A 25,753-nucleotide genomic window follows, 5' to 3' on the forward strand; every position below is an offset into this window, starting at 1 on the left:
CCTTGTGCCGGTTGCGTGTTGGACGACGGCCGCGGGTGGCCCGCCGCGTGAGGCCGTCGGGCGCGGTCAGTCCTCTCCGGTGAGCAGGCGGCGTGGATTGGTGATGCGGAAGGCGTACGCGGTGGCCCCGCCCAGGCCGAACCCGGGCTGCTGCGGCGGTTCCGCGTAGGGCCGGTCCGAGCCCATCACGACGACTTCGGTACCGAGGACGCGGACGACCGAGTCGACGGCACGCGGACCGTACGAGGACGTCTCGACGAACACATCGGGATCGACCCCCGCGCGGCCCTCGTCCCCGCCACGGGCGGCGAAGCGCTCCCCGTGCAGCGGGGCGAGCCCGGCGAGCAGCGCGAAGCACACCCGCAGCCGGGGATGGCGGGGCCGGCCGAATGCCCGGAAGGCGAACCAGGCGGAGTGCATCTGCTGCACGTACGGCACCATCGCGGGCCACCAGCCGGGTCCCGGGGAGGCACCGGGCGCCGGGCCGGGGTGGACGAACAGCGGGAGCCCGCGCGCTTCGAGCAGATCGAGCAACGGGGCGCAGCGCGCGTAACCCGCCTCGTCGGTCAGGGCGTTGGCCGGGAGCTGGAGCCCGGCGAACCCCCGGTCCAGGTCCGCGGCGGTCGCGTCGGCGTCGATGTCCCGGACGCAGGCGGCGGCCCAGGCCCCGAACGGCTCGGGCAGGCCGGCCGCGTCCTCGTGGTAGGCGGCGAGCAGCGGGCGTGCCTCGTCGGACGGCAGCCACTCGATGCCGAGCGGGGCGGACAGCGAGACGAGCGCCCTGCCGAGCCCGTCCGCGGCGGCCAGTTCGGCACGCGCGGCCACATCGTGCTGGGCGGCCGGGACCTCGTAGGGCGGCTCACCGGCGGTGTGCAGGGTCCAGCCGTCCAGGAACGGCGGCTCGTCACGCGCGCGGAGGGCCGCGAGGAACGAGGCGGTCCACAGATGCTGGTGTACGTCGACGTTGGTCACGAAGGTCCTTCCACCAGAGCGTGCAGAGCGCTTCGTACCTCGTCGGACCCCAGGACGTCATCGCTCACCCGGTCCACGTCCACCCCGCAGGGCCGGTCGTCGTCCAGGCGCGGGACCAGTTCGCGGATCGCGCGGTGCAGGAGACCGGGGCCGCGTCCCATGGTGGCCGGGGCTGCCAGATCCACGGCCTGCGCCGCTGCCAGGGCCTCCACGGCGAGCAGTTGCCGCAGCCTGACCAGCATCGTCGTCAGCCGTCGTGCCCCGAGCGCCGCGTTGGTCGAGTCGTCCTCGACCGCGTCCGCGCCGTGCCGGGGGTCGGTGCACACGGGCGCGGACAGGGCACGGATCTCGGCGACGAGCGCCTGCGCGGTCTTGGCCAGCGGCGCGAAGCCCGAACGCTCAGGACCGTACGGCGAGAGGTTCGCGGGCAGTCCGCTGACAGCGGGATTCAGCAGCCGCCGCATGCGCTCGGCCGAGATCGCCGCGGTCTGCGTCAGCGCCAGCGCGACGGTGTCGAAGCCGAGGGCCAGGGCCGGGGTGTGGAAGTTGCCGGACGAGAGGATCTCCCCGGTGTCGGCCAGGACCACCGGGTTGTCACCGCAGCCGTTGAGCTCGGGTTCCAGCGCGGCACGGGCGAAGTCCAGGGCGGCGTGCAGCGCCCCGTGCACCTGGGCGGCACAGCGCAGGCTCACGGGGTCCTGGACGCGCCGTGCGTGCCGGGGATCGGCCAGCTCGCCGCCGTCGAGCAGCGCGAGCAGTTCGTCCGCCGCCCGGGCCTGACCGGGGGCCGGACGCAGGCCCAGTACACGGGTGTCGAGCGGGCTGGTGTTCGCCCGGAACCCCTCGAAGGTGAGCGCCGTGACCGCCTGGGCCAGGGCGAGTACGGCAGCCGCTTCATGAAGGGCGAGGGCGCCGACGCCCGCGGCCAGCGGGCTCGCGCTGCACAGCACATGCCCGTCCTTCGGCCCCAGTTCCGCGGGGGTCAGCCCGGCCCGTCGCAGTGCCTCCGCCCCGTCGAGCAGTTCACCGGAGACCTCGGCACGGCCCTCGCCGATGACGACCAGACCGGCATGGGCCATCTGGCACAGGTCGGAGGCGCCGATCGACCCCACCTCGGGGATCACCGGGTGCACCCGTGAGTTGAGCATGGAGACCAGTAGCGGCACGATCTCCGGCCGCACTCCGCTGCCACCGCCCGCGACGCCGTTCACCCGGGCGAGCAGCGCGGCGCGTACGACGGGGACCGGCAGCGGATCGCCCACCGCGTTGGCCCGTCCCCGCACCGTGCGCACGCTGAACTCGCCGAGTTCGGCCCGCGGCAGCGCGTACGACGAGCGGCTGCCGAGCCCTGTCGTGAGGCCGTACGTCGGCACCTCACGGTCGACGATGTCGTCGACGACCGCGCGGTCGCGCTCCAGCCGGGGCAGGACCCCCTCGGCCAGCACGACGTGGGCGCCGCGGAGTGCGACGGCGGCGACGTCGTCGCAGGTGAGGGAGCGCCCGTCGAGGACCACGGCGTCAGTTGCGACGGGCGGGGTAGGAGCGGGAGGCGTACCGGTCATGAGAACCGCAGGTTCTGCCCGAGGCCACGTTCTTCGGCCTTCTTGAGCATGGCCGCGCCCAGCGCGATGTCGGACAACGAGAGGCCGCGATGCCAGAACAGGATGGTCTCGTCGTCGCGCTCACGGCCGGGCTTGTCGCCGACGACGATCTCGCACAGCTCGCCGTGCAGGGTCTCCTCGCTGAGCCGCCCCGACTCGACGTGCGCGCGCAGGGCACCGAACGGCCCGGACCGGCACTGGCCCCAGTCGTCGACGACGACCTTGTCCATGATGTCGGTGAGGGAGAGTTCGACCGCGCTCATCGTTCCGTACGGTACGACAAGCGCTCCCGGCGCGATCCACTCCGTCCTCAGCAGCGGCTCGGGCCGCTCCAGCCGGGACGCCTCCACGACGATGTCCGCGCCCTCGACGCAGGACTTCCAGTCCTCGGTGACGGTCACCGGCTTCCCGAGATCGTGCTCCAGCCGCTCGGCGAAGGCCTCACGGCTCTCCGGGCGGCGCGAGTGGACACGTATCTCGTCGAAGTCGAAGATCCGGTCGAGCAGGCGGACGTTCCAGTACGAGGTGGCGCGGGCGCCGATGTGACCGAGCACCTTGGAGCCGGGGCGGGCCAGGTGCCGGGCCCCGAGCGCGGTGAGCGCGCCGGTGCGCATCTCGGTGATGGCGGTGGCGTCGACCACGGCCACCGGCATGCCCGTACGCGGGTCGAAGAGGTTGAGCAGCGCCATCTCGGAGGGCAGCCCGGCCTTGTAGTTGCCGACGTAGTCGCCCACAATCTTGACTCCGGCCAGCCCCAGTGGCGCGATATAGCCGCGCAGGACGTTGAAGTGGCCGTTGAACGAGGGATCGGGCGTGAGGTGGACCCGTGGTTCGATGACCGTCTCCCCGCGGCCCTGAGCACGCAGCCCCTGCTCGACGGCATCGAGCACCTCGGTGTCGTCGAGTTCGAGCTGTTCGATGTCCGAGCCGTTCAGAAACGTGAACCAAACCGGGTCAAACGCCTGCATTCCGGGCGCCCTTTCACTTTCTTCGGACGAACGTAACGTCCCGTTTACAAAAGGGGATTGACTGTAATTCAGCCACACACAACTCTGCATGACCATATGCAGTCGGGTAAGGGGCAGCTTTGATCAGATTCGACGCGGTGAGCAAAAACTATCCCAACGGCACGACAGCCGTGGACGAGCTGTCGCTGGAGTTGGCGGAGGGCGGCATCACGGTCCTGGTCGGCCCTTCCGGCTGCGGCAAGACCACGACTCTGCGCATGGTCAACCGCATGGTCGAGCCGACGGCCGGCACGGTGAGCCTGCGCGGCCAGGACATCCGGGAGATCGCCGCCCCGGAACTGCGCCGGGGCATCGGCTATGTGATCCAGCACGCGGGGCTGTTCCCGCACCGCACGGTGCTGGACAACATAGCCACCGTGCCCCTGCTGCTCGGCTGGGGCAAGAAGAAGGCACGTTCGCGGGCGGCTGAGCTGCTGGAGCTCGTGGGGCTGCCGTCCTCCATGGCCAAGCGCTATCCGTACCAGCTCTCCGGCGGGCAGCAGCAGCGCGTCGGGGTGGCCAGGGCGCTGGGCGCGGACCCGCCGGTGCTGCTGATGGACGAGCCGTTCAGCGCGGTCGACCCCATCGTCAGGGGGGAGCTGCAGGCGGAGTTCATCCGGCTGCAGAAGGAACTGCACAAGACGATCGTCTTCGTCACCCATGACATCGACGAGGCGATCAAGCTCGGCGACCACATCGCGGTGCTCCGCACCGGTGGCAAGCTCGCGCAGTTCGACACCCCGGAGCGGCTGCTCGCGCATCCCGCCGACGACTTCGTGGCCGATTTCGTCGGCCAGGACCGCGGCATCCGCCGCCTGTCCTTCGTCAAGGCCGCCGATCTGCCGCTGCGGGACGGGCTGGTCCTGCCGGCCGACTCCCCGGTGGCCCGGGCCCGGGCGGCGGACGAACCCTGGGTGCTCGTCGTCGACGGGGACCGGCGTCCCCTCGGCTGGGCCGCGGTCGCCGACCTGCCGTCCGGCGGCACGCTCGCGGACGCCGCACTGACCCCGCTCGGCCACACCTTCAGCCTGGCCGGCGACTCGGCCCGGGCCGCCCTCGACGCGGCCCTGCTGTCGCCGTCGCGGCTCGCGGTGGGTGTGGACCCACAGGGCGCGGTGGTGGGGGTCGCGGACGCGTACGAGCTGTCGGCGGCGATGACCGGGGACGGGACGGCCGTCGACGCGGCGGCCGAGGAGGGCACGGCCGAGGAGCCGACGCCCGGCGATGCGGCGGTCGAAGAGGGCACGGCCGAGGAGGCGACGGCGGGCGACGCGGTGACGGCCAAGGACGCGGTGTCCAAGGTGACGGTCGTCAAGGGTGAGACGGACGGCGGCAGCGGTGACGACGTCGACGGCACGGGCGCGGGCGGTGACGGGCGATGAGAGACGGCGAACCCCTCATACGCTGGGACTGGATCGGCGATCACATCGGCGAGCTGGCCGACTACACCGGTGTCCATCTGCGGCTCGGACTTCTGCCGGTGCTGTTCGGACTGATCATCTCCGTACCGCTCGGCATCCTCTGCCACCGCTGGCGCTGGATCTACCCGCCGACCCTGACCGCGGCCAACGTCCTGTACTCGATCCCGTCGCTGGCCCTGTTCATGATCTTCGTCCGCTACACGGGTCTGACCGAACGCACGGTCATGATCCCCCTGACGCTCTACACGCTGTCGGTGCTCATACCCAACGTCGTGGACGGACTGGCCTCGGTACCCGAACCGGTACGGCAGGCGGCCACCGCCATGGGCTTCAGCACGGTACGCCGTGTCGTCCAGGTCGAGCTGCCGATCGCCGTACCGGTCGTCGTGGCCGGCGTCCGGGTCGCCGCCGTCTCGTCCATCAGCCTCGTCGCCGTGGGGCAGCTGATCGGACAGGGCGGCCTCGGCTACTACATCACCCGCGGGCTCCAGCTCGACTTCCCCACCCCGATCATCACCGCGACCGTACTGATCATGCTGCTGGCCCTCGTCACCGACGCACTGCTCGTGCTGGCACAGCGGCTGCTCACACCATGGGCGCGCGGCAAGGGGGCGACGGCGTGAACGACTTCCTGAACCAGATCGAGCTCGTGGGCGACTGGCTGACGTCGTCCCAGCAGTGGAGCGGTGACGACGGCATCCCCCACCGGCTCTCGGAGCACCTGACCTACAGCGGCATATCGCTGGTTTTCGCCACCCTGATCGGGCTGACCTTCGGACTGCTGGTCGGGCACACCGGCCGGGGCGCGTTCGCCGTCGCGAGCGTGGCGAACCTCGCGCGGGCCATCCCCACCTTCGGCCTGGTCGTCCTCGTCGTCACGGTCGCCGGACTGAGCACCACGCCGGTGCTGGTCGCCCTGGTCGCGCTGGCGGTCCCGCCGATCCTCATCAACACCTTCGAGGGCGTACGAGGCGTGGATCCCGACACCAGGGACGCGGCGCGCGGGATGGGCATGACCGGCTGGGAGGTCCTGCTGAAGGTCGAGGTGCCGATGGCGCTGCCGCTGATCCTGCTCGGGCTGCGGGTCGCCGCGATCCAGGTCGTGGCCACGGCGACCGTCGCCGCGTACCCGGGTCTCGGCGGTCTGGGGCGGTTCATCGTCGACGGACTCGCCCGCAACAACTACGAACTGGTCATCGGCGGCTCCGCCGTCGTCGTCATGCTGGCGCTCGTCGTCCAGGCCGTCTTCACCGCGCTGCGGCGCCTCGTCGTCTCGCCGGGGCTGCAGCCTTCGGCGACCAAGTCCTGATGTCCCGAGTTCCCGAGTTCCCGAGTTCCCGATTTTCCGGGCTCCCGGGGCTCCCACGCTCCTGAAGGCCCCGAGAGCTCCTGAGGGCTCCTGAGGTCTCCCAAGAAAGGAAACACCCATGAATGCCAAAGCCATCGCCCGCGCCACCGCGTTCGGCCTCATCACCACGTTCGCCCTGACCGCCTGCGGAGGCGGCGACGACAGCGACGACAACCCGCTGACGGGCAGCAGCGGGGACAGTGGAGGCGGCAAATCCATCGTCGTCGGCTCGGCGAACTTCCCCGAGAACCAGCTCCTCGCCGAGATCTACGCCCAGGCCCTGGAGGACAAGGGCCTGAAAGTGACCCGCAAGTTCGACATCGGTGCCCGCGAGGTGTACTACGACCAGGTGGTCAAGGGCGGCATCGGTGTCTTCCCCGAGTACAACGGCGCGCTGCTGTCCGTCGCGGTCGACAAGAAGAGCACCGCCACCAGCACGGAGGAGATCAACGCGGAGCTGAAGGCGAAGCTCCCGAAGTCCGTGGAGATACTCGACTCCGCCGCGGCCGAGGACAAGGACTCGGTCACGGTCACCTCCGAGACCGCCGCCAAGTACAAGCTCAAGACCCTGGCCGACCTGAAGCCGGTCGCGAAGGACATGACCATCGGAGCCGGCTCGGAGTTCAAGACCCGCACCCAGGGCGGTGTCGGTCTGAAGACGGTCTACGGCGTCGAGTTCGGGAAGTTCCAGCCGCTGGACGCGGGCGCCCAGAGCACCCTGCTGAAGCTGCTGAAGGACAACAAGGTGCAGGCCGCCAACCTGTACACGACCGACCCCGCCATCGTCGAGGACAAGCTGGTCGTCCTGGAGGACCCGAAGAACCTCTTCTCCTCGCAGAACGTCACACCCCTCGTCTACAAGTCCGCGGTGAACGACAAGGCCAAGACGGCGCTCAACGCCCTCTCGGCCAAGCTCACCACCGAGGACCTGCTGGAGATGATGAAGAAGCTCGTCAACGACAAGGAGGACGCCTCCGACGTCGCCAAGGAGTGGCTGACGAACGCCGGTCTCGCCGGCTGACGCAGACGGTCGCCCGGACCGTCCGCAACCTGTGCGGACGGTCCGGTACGCCCGGCAGGGAGTCAGGCAGGACCGGCAACGAGTCCGGTACGCGCGCGACAGGGAGGGGGACCAAGGTGACCGACACGGATGGGGCCGGCGTCGGTGTCGACGCGCCCCAGGGGGCCGTCGAGCCCGCGCGGCTGCACCAGCTGTTCGAGGGGCGACGGCTGACGCCCACCCAGCGCCGCATCGCCCACTGTCTGGTCCGGCAGACCGCGGCCGCCCCCTTCCTGTCGAGCGTGGAACTGGCCCAACTGGCAGGCGTGAGCCAGCCGTCGGTGACCCGCTTCGCGGTCGCCCTCGGCTTCGACGGCTACCCGGCCCTGCGCAAGCACCTGCGGGACGTGGCACCCGCCGGGCCTTCCGTGGACGCGCGGCCGGCCAACCCGTACCAGCAGGCGGTACGCGCCGAGATCCACCACCTGCTCCAACTCGCGTCCCTGCTGGCCGATTCCGGGCCCGTGGAACGCGCAGGACGGCTGCTCGCCGCCTCCCGTCCGCTGCCGGTGCTCGGACTGCGTGCCTCCGCGGCCCAGGCCCGCGGCTTCGCCTACTTCGCGGCCAAGGTCCACCCGGACGTACGTCTCCTCGACGAGGGAGGCTCACGGCTCGCCGACCGCATCGACATGGCCAGGAACGCCGGCGCGAGCGCTCTCATGTGCTTCGCCCTGCCACGCCACCCGGCCGAACTCCTCGACGCCCTCGACCACGCCCGCGCGACAGGCCTGACCGTGGTGACGATCGCCGACGGCACCTTCGCCCCGGTGGCCGCCCACAGTGACCTGCTCCTCCCGGCCGCCGTCGGCACCGACCTGGTCTTCGACACGGTGAGCGCCCCCATGCTCCTCGGCCAGGTCCTCCTGGAAGCCATGTGCGACGCCCTTCCCGACGCCCAGGCCCGCCTGGAGGAGTTCGACGCACGGGCAGCCGCGCGGGGCCTGTTCGTCGACTGACCGCCTCGGCCGCCGGACCGGCCTCGGTCACCGGGCGCGTACGATAAGGTTCACCTGCGTGTTCACGCGGAACTCCGCGACGAAGCGCATCGGGACGTGGCGCAGCTTGGTAGCGCACTTGACTGGGGGTCAAGGGGTCGCAGGTTCAAATCCTGTCGTCCCGACAGAGCGAAGGGTCTTCGCAGGCGAGAGCCTGTGAGGGCCCTTTTCGTGTACGTGTGTTGTCGCGTGCGGGCCTTGTGCCCCGATGCTCAGCATCGGCGGGGGAGAGGCGCGTGCCTCTGGCTGGAACCGGTCATCATCAACGTCCGATATTTCGTTCGTGGTTCGAAGTTTCGGTGCCGAAAATAGAGCCGTGCCAGAAGCGCGTCAAGCCCCTTGCCATGAACCCGTGTTGTGGGCCGCCGGCCCGACACCGCGTGCTTCCGCCGCGTTACTCAAACGTGACGTCCTCCTGCTGTTCGAACCCTTGACCGGCATGAATTGTTAGCGCTCACAATGACCTCCGCAATCACCGGCCGAGTTCCAGGGAGGTACGACATGGCGTTCGCGACGCCTCAACTCGCCTCCGTGGCAACTGCCGTGGTCGTGGAGCTCCCGCCCGGAGAGTTACCCGGCTCTCCGGCGGACCGGTTGCCGTTGTCGCGGGCCGGGCCCCACCGCACGGAGACGTCCACGGGTGTCACAGGAATCTTCCGGTATACGACCGCCAAGGAGGTGCGGCCATGGCACAATCGCAGCTTCGGCCGCCCACCATGGCCGATGTCGCGCGACTGGCGGGCGTGTCCCACCAGACTGTTTCCCGTGTGCTGGGGGATCACCCCAACGTGCGGGACGAGACTCGGGCCAGGGTGCTGCACGCGATCGAGGAAATGGGCTACCGCCGCAACTCCTCCGCACGAGCCCTGGTCACCCGGCGCACTCGGACCCTGGGTGTCGTCGCCTCCGACACGACGCTCTACGGACCGGCCAGCACCCTCTTCGCACTCGAAGAGGCGGCGCGTGCCGAGGGCTACCTCGTCTCCACCGTCAGCCTGCGCAAGCTGACCGTCGAGACGCTGTCCGAAGCCCTGGACCACCTCAGTGAGGGCGGGGTGGAGGGAGTCGTCGCCATCGCCCCGCAGCGGTCGGCGGTCGAGGCCCTCGCCGAACTCCGCCACCCCTTCCCGGTGGTGACCGTGGGCAGCGGACCCGGCGTGGGCATCCCCTGCGTCAATGTGGACCAGTACATGGGCGCACGGCTGGCCACCGGTCATCTGCTGGCCGCCGGCCACCGTACGGTCTGGCACCTCGCCGGACCCGAGGACTGGCAGGAGGCGGCCGACCGGGCCGCCGGCTGGCGGGCGACCCTCGAAGAGGCCGGTGTCGAACCGCCGATGTCCCTGCGCGGGGACTGGAGTCCGCTGTCGGGCTACCGGGCGGGCCAGGAACTGGCCGGCTGGGTGGGCCGGGGGCTGACCGCGGTCTTCGTCGCCAACGACCAGATGGCACTGGGGGTGTTGCGGGCCCTCCGGGAAGCGGGCGTGCGAACTCCCCAGGACGTCGCGGTGGTCGGCTTCGACGACATACCGGAGTCGGAGTTCTTCGCCCCACCGCTCACCACCGTCCGGCAGGACTTCTCGGCGGTGGGAAAACGGAGCATCGCCCTGCTCCTGGACCTGATCGAGGGCCGTGACCCGGCCGGGACACCCCGGTTCGCCATCGAGCCCCAACTCGTGGTCCGCGCAAGCACTTTCCCGTACACCGCGGACCCGGGCGCAGCGCCCACCTGACACCGCGCACAGCACATGACGGCCGATTTTCACCGCATCCGTATGGCCGATATGTCGAACAATGATCGACAGGCTGGACGAGGGCAGCCTGTCCCGGCGAGTAGCACGGCGTACCAGCAGGTCCCCCAGGGACCGGCTCTTCAAAGGAGAAGACACATGCTCAACAGAAGGAACTTCCTCACCGCGGCGGTCGGCGTGGCGGCGGCGGGCGGCCTGGCGGCCTGTGCCAAGGAGGACGAGGGCGGCTCGAGTTCCTCCGACGGCAACGGCGGTGGCAAGAAGATCACCCTCGGCTTCGCGCAGGTCGGTTCGGAGAGCGGCTGGCGCACGGCCAACACCAAGTCGGTCAAGGCAGCGGCCAAGGACGCCGGTTACACCCTCAAGTTCTCCGACGCCCAGCAGAAGCAGGAGAACCAGATCTCGGCGATCCGCAGCTACATCGCGCAGAAGGTGAACGTCATCGCCTTCTCGCCGGTGGTCGTCACCGGCTGGGACGCGGTGCTCAAGGAGGCCAAGACCGCGAAGATCCCGGTCATCCTCACCGACCGCTCGATCGAGACGTCCGACGACTCCCTGTACGTCTCCTTCATAGGCTCCGACTTCACCGACGAGGGCCGACGCGCGGGCAAGATGCTGGAGACGGTTCTCGAGAAGGCCGGCCACAAGGGTGCGGTGAAGATCGCCCAGCTGGAGGGCACCACCGGCGCCGCCCCCGCGCTCGAACGCGCCAAGGGCTTCAAGGAAATCATGGACGCCGACCACAAGGACGACTGGAAGATCGTCGTCAGCCAGACCGGCGACTTCACCAGGGCCGGCGGCAAGCAGGTCATGGCGGCCTTCCTGCAGTCCAACCCGGACATCAACGTGCTCTACGCGCACAACGACGACATGGCCCTCGGCGCCATCCAGTCCATCGAGGCGGCCGGCAAGAAGGCCGGCAAGGACATCCTGATCATCTCGGTCGACGGCGTGAAGGACGGCTTCGTCGCGATGTCCGAGGGCAAGATCAACGGCATCGTCGAGTGCAACCCGCTGCTGGGCCCCCAGCTGATGGAGCTCGTGAAGAAGGTCAACGACGGCGAGACGGTCGAGCGCCGGATCAAGACCAAGGAGGGCGACTTCCTGCAGGAGCAGGCCAAGGACGCGCTCCCGACCCGCAAGTACTGACCTACGGGTGGCGACCCGCAGGTACTGAACCTTCGGGTGCCGACCCGCAGGTACTGACCTGCGGGTGACCGACTCGCAGGTACTGACCCTCGGGTGCCGGTCCGCACGTACCGATCCGCACATACGGATCCGCGGGTGTCGGCCCGCACGTACTGACCGACCGCACCCACCGCCAGGGAGCCTCCGTCCGGCCGAAGACCTCGGCTCAGGGGGCTCCCTGCGGGACTGAACGAAATCCATGAGGAGCGCTGCCATGGCAGAGCCGCTGCCCGTCCTGGAGATGACGGGCATAGTCAAAGAGTTTCCGGGGGTACGGGCTCTGTCGGGTGTCGACTTCCGGCTTTTCCCCGGCGAGATCCACGCACTGCTCGGCGAGAACGGCGCCGGCAAGTCCACCCTCATCAAGGTGCTGACCGGGGTCCACTCCCTGGACGGCGGCACCATCACCCTGAGCGGCACGACCGTACGGTTCGCCAGCCCGTCGCAGGCGCAGCAGGCCGGCGTCAGCACGGTCTACCAGGAGGTCAACCTCTGCCCCAACCTGTCGGTGGCGGAGAACATCTTCATCGGACGCGAACCCACCCGCTTCGGCCGCATCCAGTGGAAGCGGCTGCGTCGTGAGGCCGCCGAGCTGGTCGACCGGCTCGGCCTCGACATCGACGTCACCGCGCCCCTGTCCTCGTACCCGCTGGCCGTGCAGCAACTGGTCGCGATCGTACGGTCGGTGGGCACCGGAGACGCCGACGGCCAGGGGGCGGGCACCAAGGTGCTCATCCTCGACGAGCCGACCTCCAGCCTCGACCGCGACGAGGTCCTCGAACTCTTCGCCCTGATGCGGCGGTTGAAGGACGAGGGCGTCGCGATCCTCTTCGTGTCGCACTTCCTCGACCAGATCTACGAGGTCTGCGACCGGATGACCGTCCTGCGCAACGGCACCCTGGTCGGCGAGCACATGGTCCGCGACCTCGACCAGGTCGGCCTCGTCCAGCTGATGATCGGCAAGGCCCTGGACCAGCTGGAGGAGCTGCACGACCAGCAACTCCACTCAGACGTGGGGGAGTTGCTGCTCAAGGCGGACGGCCTCGGCCGCGTCGGCGGCATCGCCCCCTTCGACCTGGAGATCAAGAAGGGCGAGGTCATCGGACTCGCCGGACTCCTCGGATCGGGCCGCACCGAACTCGCCCGGCTGCTCTTCGGCGCCGACCACCCCGACAGCGGCAAGCTGACCATCGGCGGCAAGCAGGTCTCGATGAGCGCCCCGAACGACGCGATCGCCGCGGGCGTCGCGTTCTGCTCGGAGAACCGCAAGACCGAGGGCCTCGTACCGGACCTGACGGTGCGCGAGAACATCATCCTGGCCCTGCAGGCGACCCGCGGCTGGACCCGGCCCATCCCGGTCGCCCAGCGCGACGAACTCGTCGCCAAGTACATCAAGGCCCTGGACATCAGGCCCGCCAACCCCGAGGCCAGGGTCGGCCAGCTCAGCGGCGGCAACCAGCAGAAGGTGCTGCTCGCCCGCTGGCTGATCACCCAGCCGAAACTGCTGATCCTGGACGAGCCGACGCGCGGCATCGACATCGGCGCCAAGGCCGAGATCCAGAAGCTCGTGGTCTCGCTCTCCGAGGAGGGCATGGCCGTGCTGTACATCGCGGCCGAGCTGGAGGAGGTCCTGCGGCTCAGCCACACCATCGGAGTGCTGCGCGACCGCAAGCTGGTGGCGCAGCTCGCCAACGGGCCCGAGATCACCACCACCCGGATCCTGGAGACCATCGCGAGCGGAGAGCACCAGTGACCACCACTCCCCGATGGCGAGCGCTGACGCACCATCACCTGTTCTGGCCGGTCGCCGTGCTGGTCATCCTGCTGCTCGTCAACGTTCCCTTCACACCCGACTTCTTCGCGATCAAGATGACGGACGGCCACCTCTACGGCAGCCTCGTCTCGATCGTCCTGTTCGGCTCGCCCCTCATCCTGGTCGCGGTCGGCATGACCCTGGTCATCGCCACCGGAGGCATCGACCTCTCCGTCGGCGCCGTGGTCGCCATCACGGGCGCCCTGACCTGTTCGTACATCAGCGACCAGGCCGACCAGAGCGCCCTGTCCGGGGTGTTCCTGGCCCTGGGCATCGGACTGGCCGCCGCCATCGTCTGCGGCCTCTGGAACGGCTTCCTGGTCGCCAGGATGGGCATCCAGCCGATCATCGCCACGCTGATCATCATGGTCGCGGGCCGCGGTGTCGCCCAGCTCATCACCGACGGGCAGATCATCACCGTCAACAGCGAGCCGTACAAGCTGATCGGCGGCGGCTACTGGCTGACGCTGCCCTTCTCCATCTTCATCGTGGCCGCCGTCGTGGCCGTCACCGTGGCAATCACCCGCCGCACGGCCCTCGGCCTGCTCGTCGAGTCCGTCGGCGGCAACGCCGAGGCCAGCCGCCTGGTCGGCATCAGGTCCATGCGGATCAAGATCATGGTGTACGTGTTCTGCGCGCTGTGCGCCGGAATCGCGGGCCTGATGATCAGCTCCAACACCTCGGCCGCGGACGGCAACAACGCCGGTCTGTGGATCGAGCTCGACGCGATCCTCGCCGTGGTCATCGGCGGTACGTCACTGCTCGGCGGCCGGTTCTCCATCGGCGGCACGGTCGTCGGCGCCCTCGTCATCCAGACCCTGACCACCACGATCTACACCATCGGCGTGCCGACCCAGACCAACCTGGTCTTCAAGGCCGCCGTCGTCATCATCGTCTGCCTGATGCAGTCGCCGAAGTTCCGCGCCAAGGTGTTCGGCGCGAAGTTCGGCGGCAAGCGGGCCGCGGTACCGGCACCGGCGGAGACCGCCCCGGCGGCCGAGGCCTCCCCCAAGATGGAGGTGTCGTGATGAGCACGACCACCCAGCGGCCGACGGCGGCGGACAGCCGCACGACCGGCAAGGCCGCGCGCGTACTCGGCGACCGGCGGCTGCCCGTCCTGGTGACGGCCGGCCTCTTCCTCGTGATGTACGGCGTCGGCCTGAGCCGGTACCAGAACTACGGGTTCGCCGAAGCGCAGGTCTTCCTGAACCTGTTCATCGACAACAGCTATCTGCTGGTCGCCGCCGTCGGCGCCACGTTCGTCATCCTGTCCGGCGGTATCGACCTGTCGGTGGGGTCGGTGATCGGCTTCACGACCATGTTCACGGCATGGCTGGTGGAACGTCAGGGCCTGCCGATCGTCGTCGTCATTCCCATGGCGCTCGCCGTGGGAGCCTTCGGCGGCTTCCTCATGGGCTATGTGATCCAGAACTTCGAGATCCAGCCCTTCATCGTGACCCTCGCCGGCCTCTTCCTCTTCCGGGGCCTGTGCCTGGTCATCAGCAAGGAGTCCATCTCCATCGGCGATGCCTCCGTGAGCAGCATGGCCCAGACACAGGTGTCACTGGGCGGGGCCTTCCTCTCCATCGGGGCCATCGTGGCGCTGGTGGTACTGGCCGCGGCGTTCTACGTCCTGCACTACACGCGCTTCGGACGCCGGGTGTACGCCATCGGCGGCAACGAGCAGTCGGCCCTGCTGATGGGCCTTCCGCAGGGCGGCACCAAGATCGCCGTCTACACGATGAGCGGTTTCTGCTCGGCGCTCGCCGGACTCCTCTTCACCCTCTACATCCAGTCCGGCGACCCCCTGCACGCCACCGGCATGGAGCTCGACGCGATCGCCGCGGTCGTCATCGGCGGCACGCTCCTCACGGGCGGCTCCGGCTACGTGATCGGCACCCTCTTCGGCGTCCTCGTCCTCGGCCTCATCAAGAGCCTCATCCAGTTCGAGGGCACACTGAGCTCGTGGTGGACGAAGATCGCGACGGGCGTGCTGCTGTGCGCGTTCATCCTGATCCAGCGGGCGATGACGAGCCGCAGGAAGACCTGACCCACCGTCCGTTCCTCGCCTTTGGGCCCGCCCGGAAACACTCGGGCGGGCCCAAAGGCGTGCGTGGCGGGCGAGTCAGGACAACGGCGGCAGTTCTCCGCCGCGTTGGGCCGAGTCGTCCGAGGCCAGCGTCTCCTTGATGGCGCCGAAGAGGGAACGCCGTGCCACGACCTGAGCGCCCCGCATGTCCGCGAGCGGCTCGGGGCGATCGCCGAAACCGGCGGGCAGCGGGGGCAGTCCGAGCAACGTGAACGTCTCCCCGACCTGCTGCAGTGGTGCGCCGGTGCCGCGCAGGGCGGCGGTGAGCGGCCGGTGGTCCGCCACGCTGTAGCAAGCCGCCAGTGCCGCCGCCCGCTTCGCCGCTTCCTCCTGCGTCGGCATCTCGGCCGGGTCGGTCCACCAGGCGTGGGCGGTCAGCTCCCGGCCGTCGCGGTACAGGCGGAGGGTGTAGTCGGCTCCTTCCTTCGCCACCACGAGGACCGGCCATGTCTCACCCCTGCTGAACGCGCGGGCGAGCCTGGGCAGTTCGCCCTCGCCCAGCAGAGTCCTGCGCATGCCCTTGCGGCGGGCCGGCGGATCGGCCGAGGGCGCGGTCTCGACCAGGGTGGTGCCACGAGGTGCCGGGGCAAGGCGCATGGTCGTACCGGTGATCAGGACCGCCTCGCGGACCTCGCGCATCGGGGCACGGACGACTGCCAGGGCCATGGCTGCGGCCGTGGGGACGGTCGCGGTCGTGCCCGGATCCAAGGTTTCCGACGGGACCTCGGCCACCGGGGAGGGGCTGGAACCGCCGAAGTACGGGGTGGATCGGGAGACTTGGACGCGGACCCCCTTGCGCAGCAGGAGGAAGATCTCACGGGCGTCGCCGAGGTACGCCCAGGGGAAGGTGCGCGCGTCGGTGCCTATGAGCCGGAAGACCTCCAGGGCCTCGTGGTGGCGCTCGCAGCGGATCAGCGCGAGGGCGAGATGGTTGCGGAACCCGGCGGCCCGCCGGTCGCCCGGCCCGTACGCGGCGGAGAGTTCGAGACCCGCCTCGACGAGGGCCTCGATACGGGACCAGGCGATCGGCCCCCGGTCGATCCCCGCTTCGTGCTCCAGCGCGTACTCGGTGACCGCCTGCAGGGGCAGACCGCGCAGCAACGAGCCCTTGGGAGCCGCGGCGGCGGCCGACTCCGCGAAGTCGAACATCTCGGCATGCGAGCCGTACCACTTCTGCGCCAGGTACTGCACCGCACGGGTGTGCAGGCCGAGGTCGTGCGGGTCGCAGTCCCTGCCCCGCGCCAGATACTCGTCGAACACCTCGCGGGGCGCGCCGAGGCCCATGGCATGGCCGATGAGGATCCGCCAGGGAACGGGGTCGCCCGGGTTCAGGTCGGCGGCCGTCCGCAGGACCGGCGTGGCGTCGTTCAGGAGGGTGCGGAACGCGTGGAACTGCTCCTGTGACACATGGCGCGCGCGTGCCGCCGTACGGATCTCCCAGGCGCGGTCGATCTCCAACTCGGCCAGTACCAGGGCCAGATCGGGGTCGCCCGGCCTTGCACGGTTCCAGTCGTCCAGCCACCCGTGGTGGTGCAACGCGAGTTCGGCGAGACCGGCGCTGAACTGGCCGCGCCGGTACCAGTCCTCGGCGGAGCGAGTCTCCGACAGAAGGGCCGCGGCCGGCTCCCAGGTCCCGGACCTCGCGGCGGAGAGTACGGCGCGGAGTGCGTCGTCCGGGGCGTCCACCTCCACCGCGCCGTCCTCGGGGAGCCCTTCACCGGTGGTCGCGAAATGACGGAGCATCCGAGGCAGCGCCAGCACGCCCGGCAACTTGGCCACAGCAGTCCTTCCCCCAGCGGTCCGGGGACCGCGCACATGTGATCGTCGACAACGTGGACGCACCCTACCGAGGGGGCGGCGCCCGGGCGCCGCCCCCTCGGTGGTACGTCAGCCGTCAGCCGCCAGACCTCAGCCGAGCACGATGCCGTACGCCTTCGAGCCGGTGCGGTTGTCGTAGACGACGTCGCCCGTGGACTTCTTCCAGATCCTGATGCGGTAGGTGTCGGGGGAGTCGGTGATGGTGATGCGGAAGGTGTATCCGCCGGTGCCGTTGACCGTGCCCGAGCCCTGGTACTGGGCTTCGGAGCGGGTGACGACCAGCCAGTCGGAGCCGGTGGAGCGGAACTTGACCTTGCCGGCCGCGAAGTCGAAGGTCGCGTTGCCGCTGGGCACGGTGTCCTTCGCCTTCTTGTACGCGGCACCGAAGGAGAAGCCCGCAAGGCCGGTCAGCGAGGGCTTCGCCGGATAGGCGCCCGCCGGGGAGGAGATGACCCCGACGCCGGCGATCGGACCGGCCGCACGGTCGTAGACGACCAGTTCGGGCAGCTGGGTGCTGTCCTTGCCGCCGTCGTCGTCGGTGACGGTGACCACCGGACGGTGGATGCCCGCCTTCTTGTACGTGTGCGTGGCCGTGCAGCCGTCAGTCGTCACGGTGCCCTTGGACGGCTCCGTGCCGTCCTGCCAGTCGACCTTGCACGTCTGGGTGTCGCCGGACCCCAGGTCGGTGAACACGGCCTTGACGGACGCGTTCCTGCCGACCGACACGGGGGCGCTCGGGCCCGTCGCCGACGTGATCACCGGCGCCGCGTTGTCCACGGTCACGGTGAGCGTGTCACTGCTGCGGCCCCCGGTCAGCGTCACCTCGTACGTACCGTCGTCGGTGCAGGTGACCGAGGTGAGGACGGCGTCGGGGTCGGCGAAGGTGCAGGGCGCTCCGTCCTCGACCGTCCACCGGGGCCTGCCCGCTCCTGAGATCGTGCCGGCGACCGGGATCGCGCTCCCCTCGGTACCCATCGCGTCCGGACCCGCCCGGACGATGGTGACCGGGTCGATGCTCGACAGCGTCGGGACGACCTTCTTGATCAGCCCGTCGGCGTCGAACTCCAGCTTGTCGATGGTGGTTTCGCGGTTCGTGCCGTCACCGCCGGGGATGGCGAAACGGTGGTAGGCGATGTACCAGTCGTCGGTGTTCGGCACCTTGACCACCGAGTGGTGGCCGGGGCCCTTGATGCCCAGGGACAGGTCCTTCTCCAGGATCACGCCCCGCTTGGTCCGGGGGCCCGTGGGCGAGGAGCCGGTCGCGTAGGCGACGCGGTAGTTCTCGTCCCGGGTGTCGTTCTCCGACCACATGAAGTAGTAGGTGCCCTTGCGCTTGATGACGAAGGTGCCTTCGTTGTAGCCGCTGGGAGTCATGTCGGTGACCTTCGACGCGTCGAAGGAGACCATGTCGTCGTTCAGCGGGACGGCGTACGCCCTGCCGTTGCCCCAGTAGAGGTACGGCGTGCCGTCGTCGTCCGTGAACACCGCCGGGTCGATCATCTGGCCCGGGTACTGGCCCGCCTTCAGCAACGGCTTGCCCAGCACGTCCTTGAACGGGCCCGTGGGCGAGTCCGAGACCGCGACTCCGATGTTCGCGTCGGCACAGAAGTAGAAGTAGTACTTGCCGTTCCGTTCCTCGATCGCCGGCGCCCAGGCCCTGCTGTCGGCCCAGCTGACGTCCGGACCGAGGTCGAGGATGACGCCGTGGTCCTTCCAGTGGACCAGGTCCTTGGAGGAGTACGCCTTGAACTGCGTGCCGCTCCAGCCCGGGAAGCCGTCGGTGGTCGGGTAGATGTAGAAGGTGTCGCCGAACCTCGTGATGTTCGGGTCGGCGTTGAGGCCCGGCAGCACCGGGCTCTTCATCTCCACGGCCCGGACCGTCCAGGTGCGCTTCTTGCCGTCCGAGCCGGTGACCTCGTACGTCACGGGCTCGGTGAAGTCGTGCAGCGAGCCGGACGCGGGGCTGATCGTCGCCCCGTGGGCGAGCCCGAACTCCGGTGCCAGCGCGGTGAGATCACTGCCCTCGGCCAGCGGGAGAGTGACCTTGCTGTCCGCGTCGTCGATGATCGCGTCGACCTTGAGCGCGGGGTGCGTCGCCGTGGCGATGCCCGTGGTGTTCCCGCTCAGCTCCAGGACCTCGGTGGGCGACAGCGCCCGGTTGTAGATCCGGAAGTCGTCGACCTCGCCGCCGAAGTACGGGTCGGGGGAGTACATGGACCTGCCGATGTAGCCGGAGTAGCCCTTCGACGCGTCGTACAGCTCGGACGGCTTGATGGTGACGCCGGTCGCCCGGGCCGCCTCGACACCGTCCACGTAGAGGATCGCCGTCTCGGTCGCGCTGTTCACGGTCACGGTGACGTGCTGCCACTCACCGGGGGTGAGCTGCGAGCCGCCGGTCATCTGCTTCTCGCCCGACCAAGTGGCCTTGGTGATCGCGGAGAAGAGCTTGCCGCCACCGTTGGACGGGGTGGCGAAGAGGTACTTGTCGCTGTCCGGGCCCAGACCGAAGAGCCACTGGAAGTTGTCCCCGCCCTTCCACTTGGCGTACGTGGAGACGGTGACGCTGTCGGCGCCCTTCAGCACGCCGTTGGGGATCCTGACGTACGGCGAGGTGGTCGAGGTGCTCGAACCGCCGGACATCTTGAACGAGCCGCCGTCCACGCCGGTCCCGAAGTCGGGCGTACGGACGTACGTGCCGTGGTAGCCGTGGCCGCTGGAGTCACGGGCGATGCTGCCGCCGGTCTCGTCGAAGCCGTAGTGCAGGACCAGGTCGGCGGGTACGTCGGGGCCCTCCGCCGAGACTGTCACCTCGGCCTTGGCCTGGAGCGCGGCTCCGTCGGGCAGGCTGCCCTTCACGGTGAAGGTGCCGGCCTGCGCGTACTCCGAGGCCGGTACGTCGTCCCAGGCGACCGAGACGGGCCGCTTGACGCCGTCGGCGTACTCGGCGATGACCGTGCCCGGCAGGACCGGGGCGTCACCGATGCCCGTAGTCACCTTGACGTCCTCGACCGACTCGACGATCTGGTCCGGCTGGTACGCCTTCAGCAGCCGGTCGTACTCGGCCTGCGTGACCGGAAGTACCGTGCCGTGGCGGGGTCTTGACGGCAGGTCATATTCCGTGGACGGCGTCCAGTTGCCGGAGGCGAGGTTCGTCGTCTCGAAGGGGATGTAGCCGCGCCCGCCGAACTCGTCGAGGAACGCGTACCACTTCTCCTCGGTGTTGGACTTGAACACCAGCGGTCCCTCGGCGGCGCTCATCGCGCCCTTGCCGATGCCCTCGGCCACGAAGTCCCAGGACTCGTCGAGGATCGAGTCGCTCTTCTCCTGGAAGATGAACTTGCTGTTGGGGGTCGACGAGGAGTTGTTCCGCTCGTCCTTCGACAGCCGGTAGTAGGTGTCACCCTGCTTGATCATCGTGGAGTCGATGACCGAGTAGCCGCGGTCGATCCACACCTTGGGCTCGCTGAAGGTACGGAAGTCGCGGGTGGTCGCGTACATCATGCGGTTGTACGTGTCGCCCGAGTGCTCGGCGTTGTCGTACAGCTTCGACGCCCAGAAGACGACGTACGAGCCGAGCTTCTCGTCGTAGAACGCCTCGGGCGCCCAGGTGTTGCCGGCCGAGTCGGGCGAGACCTTGACCAGGCGCTGGTCGGTCCAGTGGACCAGGTCGGTGGACTCCCAGACCATGATGGACTTGCTGCCGGTGCGCTGGGACGCGTCCCAGTTGCCGTTGCCGTAGATCCGCAGGTCGGTGGCTATCTGGTAGAACTTGTCGCCCTCGGGGGAGCGGATGATGAACGGGTCGCGCAGGCCCTTCTCACCGAGCGTGGAGGTCAGGACGGGCTTGCCCTCGTTCAACTCCCGCCATTTCAAAGGGTCGTCGCCCTTGCTGAGGGCCGCGTAGAGCTGCTCGCCGTCCGAGGTGCCCTCGCCCGTGAAGTAGCTGAACATATAGCCCTTGAGGGGCGCCTCGGCGGGGAGTTCGGGCACCTTCGCGGTGAGGACACGGGTCGCCTGCGCGTCGCCCTTGGTGACGGTCGCGGTCAGCTCGACGGTCGTGCCGCCGTCGCCGTGCGCCGGGCGGTGGACGATGCCGTCGGCGGAGACGACGTCCGGCTTCGCGGAGGTCCAGCCGACCTTCGTGCCGTACGAACCGGTCGCCGGCAGGGTGATGTTGCCGCGCACGTCGTCGAGGTTGTCGACCTTCAGCGCCTCGGCGGCCTGTTCGGTGGCCGTGTCGTCGTCGAACGCGGCCGGGACCGTGATGTCGAAGGTCCTGGTGTCCGTCACCGAGCCCTTCTTCAGGGTCGCGGTGAGCTTCGCGTGACCGTCCGGCTCACCTGCGGCGGGGCGGGTCACGGCACCGGAGTCCGACACCACCGAGGGGGTGTCGCTCTTCCAGCTGATCGAGGAGCCGCCCGCCGTGCCGGTGGTGGGCAGCGTCAGGTCCGCGACGACGGCGCTCGTGTCGCCGAGGGTGAGGGCGGCCTTGTCGTCGGCGACGCCCCGAGTGGCGACGGGGAGGGAGAGCTGCTCGACCTCCGAGCCGGCCAACGCCCGGTCGTAGACCCGGAAGTCACGGATGCTGCCCTTGAAGAGCTTGTCGCCCGGGTACACCGACTTGCCGATGTAGTTGGCGGTCGTCGTGCCGGAGCCGATGGAGCCGGGAGTGATGGTGACCGCAGTGTTGCGGGCGACCTCCACACCGTCCTCGTACAGGACACCCGTGTTGCCGGTCTGCGTGTACGTGACCTGCTTCCACACGGCACGGGTCATGGCGCGTGCCGGAGTGGGCTGGGTGGTCTGTTCCGTCGACCAGTTGCCGGAGGCGATGGAGGTCCGGAAGGTGCTGCCGGTGGTGAACAGATAGCCGTTGCCCGCCGAGCCGCTCGTGTTGCCGAAGCCGTAGATGAAGTACGGGGTGCTCTGCGCGGAGTCGACCTTCACGTCCATCGAGACGGAGATCGAGTTCATGCCGCTCATGATGTTGTCCGGCACCTTGACGTAGGTGTCGGAGCCGTTGAACGAGAGCCCCTCGCCGGTGTCGGACCAGGTGGCGGTGCCGTTCACCGTGCCGGTCCTGCCGTTGCCGGAGGCGTCGGCAACTGCCGTGCCGGAGGCGGCGTCGAGCTTGTACCAGAGGGCCAGGCCGTCGGTGATGTCCGCGCTCTCGGCCGCGTGGGCGGGGGCGACGGGCCCGGCCAGTCCGAGGAGCAGCGAGGCCGCGGTCAGTCCCGCGAGCCCTCCTGCCCAACGTCTTGTACGGCTAAGGGGTCTCGCGAGTTGCATCGTTTCAACTTCCTCTGCTGAGACATGCCGGAAGGAAAGGACCGCGAGGTCTCAGCAGCGGGCTCGTGCCGTTTCGCGTGTGTGACGTCGCGTTGCGAGAGTGTGAAGCGGTGTGAACGGGGGCGTCAAGAGGTTCCGAACAATGTCCGACGGGCCGAACGGCTGCGGATGTGGTGCAACACCCGTAGGCCCGCGTGGCGTTCGTGGTTTTACGTCACGGAAAGCCGACCGGAACCAAACGCGTCAGAAGCGTTGACGCGTACCTCGTGCGTCCATATCTTCTGGTCGAAGTTACGCACGCTGTGCGGGATTTCGAACATTACGGGTGTCGCTGTTCATCGTGTTCATCGGAAGGGGATCCACCGTGTTCCGTGTCCGCCACTGGTGCACCCTCGTGGCAGCGCTGCTCGTGATGCTCGCCGCCGTCGCCACGCAGCCCTCCACGGCCGCGGAGGGGCGGCCGTACACGAACCCCGTCAAGGCGCAGAAGGGCGCCGACCCCTGGCTGGAGTACTACAACGGCAACTACTACCTGGTCACCACGTCGTTCACCGGTGTGCTGACCATGCGGAAGTCGCCGACCCTGGCCGGTCTGTCCGTGGCCCCCAGCGTCCAGGTGTGGAGCGACACCACCTCCACCCGGAACACCAACTTCTGGGCCCCCGAACTGCACTTCTTCGACGGGCACTGGTACCTGTACTACTCCGCCGGGCAGGGCGGAGTCGCCTGCTGCGACTCCCAGCGCACCTACGTCCTGGAGAGCGCGGGCACCGATCCGATGGGCCCGTACACCTTCAAGAACCAGCTCACCGGCTCCAACCTCACGCCCGGCGGCTGGCTCATCGACGCCAGCGTCCTGAAGCAGGGCAACAACCTGTACCTGGTCGGCAGCGGCTTCATCAACGGCAGTACGCAGAGCCTGGTCATCGCGCCGATGAGCAACCCGTACACGCTGAGCAGCTCCACCTTCAGTGTCATCTCCAGCCCGACGCTGAGCTGGGAGACCTCTGGCGGCGCCGTCAACGAGGGGCCCGAGCCGCTGTACCACGACGGCCGCACCTTCCTCACCTTCTCAGCCAGCCACTGCCAGACCGCGGACTACAAGCTCGGCCAGCTCGAACTGACCGGCACCAACCCGCTGTTGGCGTCCTCCTGGACGAAGAAGCAGACCCCCGTCTTCCAGCGCAACGACGCGGCGGGTGTCTACGGCCCCGGCCACAACGGGTTCTTCACCTCGCCCGACGGCACCGAGAACTGGATCGTCTACCACGGCAACAACACCGCGAACGGCGGCTGCGGCAACGGCCGGACGACCCGCGCCCAGAAGTTCACCTGGAACGCGGACGGCACGCCCAACTTCGGAACCCCGGTCGCGCTCGGCACCACCCTGCCCGGCCCGGCGGGGGAGACCGCGGTGACCCCGACGGCGTACACCCTGGTGAACCGCAACAGCGGCAAGTGCCTGGACGTGGCCGGCGGCAGCACCGCGGACGGCGCCAACATCTTCCAGTGGACCTGCACCGGTGGCGCCAACCAGAAGTGGCGGATCGAGGACCAGGGCAACGACACCAGCCGACTGGTGAACGTGGCCACCGGCAAGGTCATGGACACCGCCGGGTGTGCCGCCGCCGACGGAACCGACATCGCCCAGTGGTCCTGGCTGAACAACAACTGCCAGAAGTACCGCCTCGTGTACACCGCGACCGGCGACTACGTGCGGATCGTCAACGAGAGCACCGGCAAGGTCGCCGACGTCGCCAACTGCGGTACGGCCGACGGCGTCGACGTACGCCAGTGGACCTGGCTCAACAACACGTGCCAGCAGTGGCAGTTCAAGCCCACGACGTGACGGACGACGTGACCGAGGCGCGTCCGGCTCGACCGACGCGTTCGACGTGATCGGGACGCACGTGATCGAGAGACATTCGATGTGATCGAGAGGAACTCAGTGAGACGCACGATCGCAAGGGTGGTCACGGCGCTGCTCGTCACCCTGGCCGCCCTGACCTCCGGCATCGCCGAGGCCGCCGCCCCCGCCTCGCCCGCCGTCACCTTCACCAACCCGATCGCCGAACAGCGCGCCGACCCGCACATCTTCAAACACACCGACGGCTACTACTACTTCACCGCCACCGTGCCCGCGTACGACAGGATCGTCATGCGGCGGGCCACCACGCTCCAGGGCCTGTCCACGGCCGCCGAGACGACGATCTGGACGAAGCACGCCAGCGGTGAGATGGGCGCGCACATCTGGGCGCCGGAGATCCACTTCATCGACGGCAAGTGGTACGTCTACTTCGCCGCCGGCGCTTCCAACGACATCTGGAAGATCCGGCCGTACGTCCTGGAGACCAGCGCCGCCAACCCGCTGACCGGGACCTGGACCGAGAAGGGCCGGATCGCCCTGCCGCTGGACACCTTCTCGCTCGACGCGACGACCTTCACCGTCGGCGGCACCCGCTATCTGAGCTGGGCGCAGAACGACCCGGCGGTCGGCACCGGAACCAGCGTCTACCTCGCCCCGATGTCCAACCCCTGGACCATCAGCGGCACTCCGGCGCGCATCTCCACTCCGACGCTCTCCTGGGAGATCGTCGGCCACCGCGTCAACGAAGGACCGGCCGTCATCCAGCGCAACGGCAAGGTCTTCATGACCTTCTCGGCCAGTGCCACCGACGCCAACTACTGCCTCGGCCTGCTGACCGCCAACGCCACCGCCGACCTGATGAACCCGGCCTCCTGGACGAAGACCCAGACCCCGGTCTTCAGGAGCAACGACGCGACCGGCCAGTACGGTCCCGGCCACAACACCTTCACCACGTCCGAGGACGGAAAGTCCGACATCCTCGTCTACCACGACCGCAACTACAAGGACATCAGCGGCGACCCGCTCAACGACCCCAACCGCCGTACCCGCTACCAGAAGCTGTACTGGAACGCCGACGGCACGCCCAACCTCGGCATCCCCGTGGCCGACGGTGTCACCCCGGTCCGCTTCTCCTCGTACAACTTCCCCGACCGGTTCATCCGGCACTGGGAGTACCGGGCGAAGATCGAGCCGAACGTCACCAACCTCGCGGACTCCCAGTTCCGTGTCGTGACCGGGCTTGCCGGTACCGGGACGGTTTCCCTGGAGTCGGCGAACTTCCCGGGGTACTACCTCCGCCACCGGAGCAACGGCGAGGTGTGGGTGGACAAGAGTGACGGGAGTACGGCCTTCAAGGGCGACGCGAGCTTCTATCGGCGGGCGGGGCTGGCCGATGCGTCCGCGGGGGTTTCGTTCGAGTCGTACAACGTGGCGGGCAGCTATGTCCGGCACTACAACTATCTGCTGGTGACGCAGCCGGCCGATACGACGACGGCGAAGGCTGACGCCACCTTTTACGCCGAGTAGGCGGGGC

General features: G+C 68.9%; 17 protein-coding genes and 1 tRNA gene. 13 read left to right on the forward strand and 5 right to left on the reverse strand.

All coding sequences use genetic code 11. The features are described from left to right. Window positions 1–66 precede the first annotated feature (66 nt). From AOK17_RS13075 to AOK17_RS13085, 3 genes are read right to left on the reverse strand one after another with little or no spacing between them, the layout of a single operon-like run. Window positions 67–972 (reverse strand): amidohydrolase family protein, encoded by a 906-nt coding sequence (locus AOK17_RS13075; protein WP_055612584.1) that lies wholly within the window; start codon window positions 970–972, stop codon window positions 67–69. Further along, window positions 969–2,534, reverse strand: coding sequence for an HAL/PAL/TAL family ammonia-lyase (locus tag AOK17_RS13080; RefSeq protein ID WP_055612585.1), 1,566 nt, complete (start codon window positions 2,532–2,534; stop codon window positions 969–971). The genes AOK17_RS13075 and AOK17_RS13080 overlap by 4 nt, the downstream gene beginning before the upstream one ends. Then, complete coding sequence (locus tag AOK17_RS13085; protein ID WP_055612586.1) at window positions 2,531–3,541, reverse strand: ornithine cyclodeaminase family protein; 1,011 nt, start codon at window positions 3,539–3,541, stop codon at window positions 2,531–2,533. The genes AOK17_RS13080 and AOK17_RS13085 overlap by 4 nt, the downstream gene beginning before the upstream one ends. Window positions 3,542–3,660: 119 nt before the next feature. Between AOK17_RS13085 and AOK17_RS13090 the strand changes: the two genes are divergently transcribed. From AOK17_RS13090 to yjfF, 11 genes are all read left to right on the forward strand, one after another. After that, window positions 3,661–4,962, forward strand: coding sequence for an ABC transporter ATP-binding protein (locus AOK17_RS13090; protein WP_079052986.1), 1,302 nt, complete (start codon window positions 3,661–3,663; stop codon window positions 4,960–4,962). Beyond that, on the forward strand, window positions 4,959–5,624 hold the full coding sequence (locus tag AOK17_RS13095) for an ABC transporter permease (protein WP_055612587.1): 666 nt from the start codon (window positions 4,959–4,961) through the stop codon (window positions 5,622–5,624). Before AOK17_RS13090 ends, AOK17_RS13095 begins: the two co-directional genes overlap by 4 nt. After that, window positions 5,621–6,310 carry an ABC transporter permease gene (locus AOK17_RS13100; protein ID WP_055612632.1) on the forward strand — a complete coding sequence of 230 codons (690 nt, stop codon included), beginning with the start codon at window positions 5,621–5,623 and terminating at the stop codon, window positions 6,308–6,310. The genes AOK17_RS13095 and AOK17_RS13100 overlap by 4 nt, the downstream gene beginning before the upstream one ends. A gap of 118 nt (window positions 6,311–6,428) precedes the next feature. Beyond that, the gene (locus tag AOK17_RS13105) at window positions 6,429–7,370 is read left to right on the forward strand and encodes an ABC transporter substrate-binding protein (RefSeq protein ID WP_245697126.1); all 942 of its coding nucleotides are present in this window, start codon (window positions 6,429–6,431) and stop codon (window positions 7,368–7,370) included. A gap of 116 nt (window positions 7,371–7,486) precedes the next feature. Next, on the forward strand, window positions 7,487–8,365 hold the full coding sequence (locus AOK17_RS13110; RefSeq protein WP_055612634.1) for a MurR/RpiR family transcriptional regulator: 879 nt from the start codon (window positions 7,487–7,489) through the stop codon (window positions 8,363–8,365). Between the two features lie 90 nt (window positions 8,366–8,455). Beyond that, window positions 8,456–8,529: transfer RNA gene (locus AOK17_RS13115), tRNA-Pro, on the forward strand. Window positions 8,530–9,090: 561 nt separating this feature from the next. Continuing rightward, window positions 9,091–10,137, forward strand: a complete 1,047-nt coding sequence (locus tag AOK17_RS13120; RefSeq protein ID WP_055612588.1) for a LacI family DNA-binding transcriptional regulator — start codon at window positions 9,091–9,093, stop codon at window positions 10,135–10,137. A gap of 156 nt (window positions 10,138–10,293) precedes the next feature. Further along, a complete protein-coding gene (locus tag AOK17_RS13125; protein WP_055612589.1) occupies window positions 10,294–11,304 on the forward strand; it encodes an ABC transporter substrate-binding protein in 1,011 nt (336 codons plus the stop codon). A 253-nt stretch (window positions 11,305–11,557) separates the two neighbouring features. Further along, on the forward strand, window positions 11,558–13,096 hold the full coding sequence (locus AOK17_RS13130) for a sugar ABC transporter ATP-binding protein (protein ID WP_055612590.1): 1,539 nt from the start codon (window positions 11,558–11,560) through the stop codon (window positions 13,094–13,096). Further along, window positions 13,093–14,184, forward strand: coding sequence for an ABC transporter permease (locus tag AOK17_RS13135; protein ID WP_055612591.1), 1,092 nt, complete (start codon window positions 13,093–13,095; stop codon window positions 14,182–14,184). The genes AOK17_RS13130 and AOK17_RS13135 overlap by 4 nt, the downstream gene beginning before the upstream one ends. Further along, window positions 14,184–15,206, forward strand: coding sequence for a galactofuranose ABC transporter, permease protein YjfF (gene yjfF, locus AOK17_RS13140; protein WP_055612592.1), 1,023 nt, complete (start codon window positions 14,184–14,186; stop codon window positions 15,204–15,206). The genes AOK17_RS13135 and yjfF overlap by 1 nt, the downstream gene beginning before the upstream one ends. Before the next feature lie 75 nt (window positions 15,207–15,281). Here the strand turns inward: yjfF and AOK17_RS51635 are convergent, their stop codons facing one another. Together AOK17_RS51635 and AOK17_RS13150 are read right to left on the reverse strand one after the other, a co-directional pair. Continuing rightward, window positions 15,282–17,024, reverse strand: coding sequence for a hypothetical protein (locus AOK17_RS51635; RefSeq protein ID WP_206190747.1), 1,743 nt, complete (start codon window positions 17,022–17,024; stop codon window positions 15,282–15,284). A 129-nt stretch (window positions 17,025–17,153) separates the two neighbouring features. Next, window positions 17,154–22,352, reverse strand: coding sequence for a family 43 glycosylhydrolase (locus AOK17_RS13150; protein ID WP_055612593.1), 5,199 nt, complete (start codon window positions 22,350–22,352; stop codon window positions 17,154–17,156). 412 nt (window positions 22,353–22,764) lie between these two features. Here AOK17_RS13150 and AOK17_RS13155 point away from each other — a divergent pair, with 412 nt between their 5' ends. Then, window positions 22,765–24,201: a family 43 glycosylhydrolase gene (locus AOK17_RS13155; RefSeq protein ID WP_055612635.1), complete on the forward strand. Its 1,437-nt coding sequence runs from the start codon at window positions 22,765–22,767 to the stop codon at window positions 24,199–24,201. A gap of 120 nt (window positions 24,202–24,321) precedes the next feature. Further along, window positions 24,322–25,746 (forward strand): family 43 glycosylhydrolase, encoded by a 1,425-nt coding sequence (locus AOK17_RS13160; RefSeq protein ID WP_055612594.1) that lies wholly within the window; start codon window positions 24,322–24,324, stop codon window positions 25,744–25,746. The last annotated feature ends 7 nt before the right edge of the window (window positions 25,747–25,753 follow it).

Origin of the sequence: Streptomyces phaeochromogenes (assembly GCF_001418655.1) — a bacterium.
GTDB classification, from domain to species: Bacteria; Actinomycetota; Actinomycetes; order Streptomycetales; family Streptomycetaceae; genus Streptomyces; species Streptomyces phaeochromogenes.